General features: G+C 47.1%; 2 tRNA genes and 3 rRNA genes. All 5 read right to left on the bottom strand.

Annotated features, from left to right (window positions below):
* Positions 1–6 precede the first annotated feature (6 nt).
* Positions 7–117 (bottom strand): 5S ribosomal RNA (gene rrf / locus CLV62_RS21355).
* A gap of 172 nt (positions 118–289) precedes the next feature.
* Positions 290–3,179 (bottom strand): 23S ribosomal RNA (locus tag CLV62_RS21350).
* Positions 3,180–3,360: 181 nt separating this feature from the next.
* Positions 3,361–3,437: transfer RNA gene (locus CLV62_RS21345), tRNA-Ala, on the bottom strand.
* A gap of 84 nt (positions 3,438–3,521) precedes the next feature.
* Positions 3,522–3,598, bottom strand: a tRNA-Ile gene (locus CLV62_RS21340).
* Positions 3,599–3,765: 167 nt separating this feature from the next.
* Positions 3,766–5,294, bottom strand: a 16S ribosomal RNA gene (locus tag CLV62_RS21335).
* The 16S, 23S and 5S rRNA genes sit together here with 2 tRNA genes alongside, the layout of an rRNA operon.
* Between the last annotated feature and the right edge of the window lie 11 nt (positions 5,295–5,305).

Below are 5,305 nucleotides of genomic sequence, written 5' to 3'. Positions count from 1 at the left end.
TTAAAAAGAGGGCGGCTATCTACTCTCCCACCTAAAGGCAGTACCATCGACGTGGTTGGGCTTAACTTCTCTGTTCGGAATGGGAAGAGGTGGATCCCCAACGCTATAACCACCTTAATATGTTTGTCAGTGAACAGTTATCAGATAACAGTGAACAGTTGTTTTACTGTTGACTGGTCACTGCTGACTGTATGACTGTTATAATAAGACGTGATGTAAAAGAGCTTTCAAAAATTACTTCGTATGTAGCAAACCCGATCAATCAGGCGATTCACCCGGGCAGGGTTACATGAAAAAAGTTTCGGGCAATTAGTACTACTCGGCTATGACATTACTGCCTTTACACCTGTAGCCTATCAACGTCGTAGTCTGCGACGACCCTTATAAGGATATCTTATCTTGAGGCTGGCTTCGTACTTAGATGCTTTCAGCACTTATCCAATCCAGACTTAGCTACCCGGCGATGCTCCTGGCGGAACAACCGGTAAACCAGGGGTCTGTCCAACACGGTCCTCTCGTACTAGTGTCAGATCCCCGCAAATATCCTACGCCCACGATAGATAGAGACCGAACTGTCTCACGACGTTCTGAACCCAGCTCGCGTGCCACTTTAATGGGCGAACAGCCCAACCCTTGGGACCTTCTCCAGCCCCAGGATGTGACGAGCCGACATCGAGGTGCCAAACCATTCCGTCGATATGAGCTCTTGGGAATGATCAGCCTGTTATCCCCGGAGTACCTTTTATCCTTTGAGCGATGGCCATTCCATACTGAAACCACCGGATCACTATGCTCTAGTTTCCTACCTGATCGACTTGTCGGTCTCTCAGTCAAGCGCGCTTATGCCATTACACTCTACGAACGGTTACCAATCGTTCTGAGCGCACCTTTAGAAGCCTCCGTTACTCTTTTGGAGGCGACCACCCCAGTCAAACTACCCACCATACAGTGTCCTCGTATCTACGAGTTAGAATTCAAACAATTAAAGGGCCGTATTTCAAGGGTGACTCCACAAATACTAGCGTACCTGCTTCATAGTCTCCGGCCTATCCTACACATCAAGTGCCCAAATTCAATGTAAAGCTATAGTAAAGGTTCACGGGGTCTTTTCGTCCCATCGCGGGTAATCGGCATCTTCACCGATACTACAATTTCACCGAGCTCACAGTTGAGACAGTGTCCAGATCATTACACCATTCGTGCAGGTCGGAACTTACCCGACAAGGAATTTCGCTACCTTAGGACCGTTATAGTTACGGCCGCCGTTTACTGGGGCTTCAATTCAAAGCTTCTCATTGCTGATGACTTCTCCTCTTAACCTTCCAGCACCGGGCAGGTGTCAGGCTATATACTTCTTATTTCTAATTTGCATAGCCATGTGTTTTTGTTAAACAGTTGCCTGGACCTATTCTCTGCGACCTACCATCACTGATAGGTACCCTTTCTCCCGAAGTTACAGGGTCATTTTGCCTAATTCCTTAACTGTGAATCACTCGAGCGCCTTAGTATACTCAACCCAACTACGTGTGTCCGTTTTAGTACGGGTACGATAAAGATTAGCGTTTAGCGGTTTTTCTTGGCAGTGTGTTTACCTACATTATTGACTTGCCACAAGGGCTCATCATACTTTCAAGTTCGACTCTCCCGGCGGATTTGCCTACCGGAATCAACGCCTACACTCTTTAACCATCTATTCCGTCAGATGGCAGTAGTTTCACTTCTGCGTCCCCACATCACTCTTTATAGTAGTAACGGAATGTTAACCGTTTCGTCCATCGGAATCGCCCTTCGGCTTATCCTTAGGTCCCGACTGACCCTGATCCGATTAGCGTTGATCAGGAAACCTTAGTCTTTCGGCGAGGAGGTTTCTCACCTCCTTTATCGTTACTCATACCTACATTTGCTTTTCTGTCCGCTCCAGAGTAGCTTACGCTACGCCTTCTACGCTGAACAGAATGCTCCCCTACCGATAATATTTTATCCCATAGCTTCGGTAACATGTTTGATGCCCGATTATTATCCACGCATCGCCACTCGACTAGTGAGCTGTTACGCACTCTTTAAATGAATGGCTGCTTCCAAGCCAACATCCTAGCTGTCTTTGTAGCAACACTTCGTTAATTCAACTTAACATGTATTTGGGGACCTTAGCTGATGGTCTGGGTTCTTTCCCTCTCGGACATGGACCTTAGCACCCATGCCCTCACTCCCGGTAAAATCTTGTGCCCATTCGGAGTTTATCTGGACTTGATAGGCGGTGAAGCCCTCGCATCCAATCAGTAGCTCTACCTGACACAAGTTATAAGCCGAGGCTGCACCTAAATGCATTTCGGGGAGTACGAGCTATCTCCAAGTTTGATTAGCCTTTCACCCCTACCCTCAAGTCATCCGAAAGCTTTTCAACGCTTACCGGTTCGGTCCTCCAATTGGTGTTACCCAACCTTCAACCTGCTCAAGGGTAGATCACTTGGTTTCGCGTCTACTCCCATTGACTAAGCGCCCTGTTAAGACTTGCTTTCGCTTCGGCTGCGTACCTACTGGTACTTAACCTTGCCAATGAGAGTAACTCGTAGGTTCATTATGCAAAAGGCACGCCGTCACCATTAATGGCTCCGACCGCTTGTAGGCACATGGTTTCAGGGTCTATTTCACTCCTCTGTTCGAGGTTCTTTTCACCTTTCCCTCACGGTACTGGTTCACTATCGGTCTCTCGGAAGTATTTAGCCTTACCGGATGGTCCCGGTGGATTCATACAGGATTTCTCGTGTCCCGCACTACTCAGGAGTCTGCTAGGCTTGGTTAGGGTTTCGTATACGGGATTATCACCCTCTGTGATCGATCTTTCCAAATCGTTCTACTACTCTAACTTCTTGCCACAGCGCAGTCCTACAACCCCAATAATGCCGAAACATTATTGGTTTGGGCTAATCCCATTTCGCTCGCCACTACTCTGGGAATCACTTTTGTTTTCTTTTCCTATGGGTACTTAGATGTTTCAGTTCCCCACGTTTGCTTCTGGTTAGACCAGATGACAGAATCTTCTTCTGACGGGTTGCCCCATTCGGATATTTACGGATCAAAGGATATTTGCTCCTCCCCGTAACTTTTCGCAGCTTATCACGTCCTTCGTCGCCTTCGAGAGCCTAGGCATCCCCCATGTGCCCTTATTTACTTTTTTCTTCGCCTGATTTATAATTATATATAAGTTATATATAACTATATATCGGTTTGATATATACTTATTTTTTCTACTTGCTCTTGTTTACATCATGTCAAAGATCGTTTTGATCAGTTTACAGTGATCAGTTATCAGTGAACATATTTAATGTTGACTGTTATCTGGTAACTGTTGTCTGTCTTTGGTGGAGAATAACGGATTCGAACCGTTGACCCCCTGCGTGCAAGGCAGGTGCTCTAGCCAGCTGAGCTAATCCCCCGTGGGTTCAGTGAACAGTGAACAGTTAGCAGTGATCAGTTGTTATTTTAACTGTTGACTGTATATTGTTGACTGTTGACTGTCTTGGTAGTCCCAGGCAGAGTTGAACTGCCGACCTCTACATTATCAGTGTAGCGCTCTAACCAACTGAGCTATAGGACTGGCTTGTTCTTTTTTCGCGCCTGAAACTGTGGCTACAGCTTCTGTGTTCTCTTATTTTATCAGGTTCTACATTTTTTTTAAAAACAACTTCATATATAATACATTAGACATCGGGTAGATTCTTATTTTTTTAAGAATCTGTAATAGGTAAGACAAGGCTTCTCCAGAAAGGAGGTGTTCCAGCCGCACCTTCCGGTACGGCTACCTTGTTACGACTTAGCCCCAGTCACTAGTTTTACCCTAGGACGCTCCTTATCGGTTACGTACTTCAGGTACCCCCAGCTTCCATGGCTTGACGGGCGGTGTGTACAAGGCCCGGGAACGTATTCACCGCGCCATGGCTGATGCGCGATTACTAGCGAATCCAGCTTCATGGAGTCGAGTTGCAGACTCCAATCCGAACTGGGAATGGCTTTGGAGATTGGCATCCTGTCACCAGGTAGCGACCCTCTGTACCATCCATTGTAACACGTGTGTCGCCCCGGACGTAAGGGCCGTGCTGATTTGACGTCATCCACACCTTCCTCACAGCTTACGCTGGCAGTCTTGTCAGAGTCCTCAGCTTGACCTGTTAGTAACTAACAATGTGGGTTGCGCTCGTTATGGCACTTAAGCCGACACCTCACGGCACGAGCTGACGACAACCATGCAGCACCTACACATCTGCTATTGCTAGAAGCCTAATTTCTTAAGCGGTCAGATGCATTTCAAGCCCGGGTAAGGTTCCTCGCGTATCATCGAATTAAACCACATGTTCCTCCGCTTGTGCGGGCCCCCGTCAATTCCTTTGAGTTTCACCGTTGCCGGCGTACTCCCCAGGTGGATTACTTATCGCTTTCGCTTAGCCGCTTATTGTAATATCACAAACAGCTAGTAATCATCGTTTACGGCGTGGACTACCAGGGTATCTAATCCTGTTTGATACCCACGCTTTCGTGCTTCAGCGTCAGTTATAGTTTAGTAAGCTGCCTTCGCAATTGGAGTTCTTCGTGATATCTATGCATTTCACCGCTACACCACGAATTCCGCCTACTTCAAATATACTCAAGAAAAACAGTTTCAACGGCAATTTTAAGGTTGAGCCTCAAACTTTCACCGCTGACTTATAATCCCGCCTACGCACCCTTTAAACCCAATAAATCCGGATAACGCTTGCATCCTCCGTATTACCGCGGCTGCTGGCACGGAGTTAGCCGATGCTTATTCGTATGGTACTTGCAAGAGGTTACACGTAACCCTTTTTACTCCCATACAAAAGAAGTTTACAACCCGTAGGGCAGTCATCCTTCACGCGACTTGGCTGGTTCAGACTCTCGTCCATTGACCAATATTCCTCACTGCTGCCTCCCGTAGGAGTCTGGACCGTGTCTCAGTTCCAGTGTGGGGGATAAACCTCTCAGTTCCCCTATCCATCGTTGCTTTGGTGAGCCGTTACCTCACCAACTGGCTAATGGAACGCATGCCCATCTTCTACCGATTAATCTTTAGCAAATATTACCAGGCGGTATCCCTGCGTTATGGGGTATTAATCCGGATTTCTCCGGGCTATTCCCCTGTAGAAGGTAGGTTGCATACGTGTTACTCACCCGTGCGCCGGTCGTCATCAAAGTATTGCTACTTCATGCTACCCCTCGACTTGCATGTGTTAGGCCTGTCGCTAGCGTTCATCCTGAGCCAGGATCAAACTCTTCTTTGTATATCTTTTTT

This window comes from Indolivaga alginatilytica, from assembly GCF_003201355.1.
In the GTDB taxonomy this organism is placed as follows: domain Bacteria; phylum Bacteroidota; class Bacteroidia; order Bacteroidales; family Dysgonomonadaceae; genus Dysgonomonas_A; species Dysgonomonas_A alginatilytica.
Note: the sequence above shows the minus strand (reverse complement) of the source record. Positions and strands in the feature narration are given on the sequence as shown.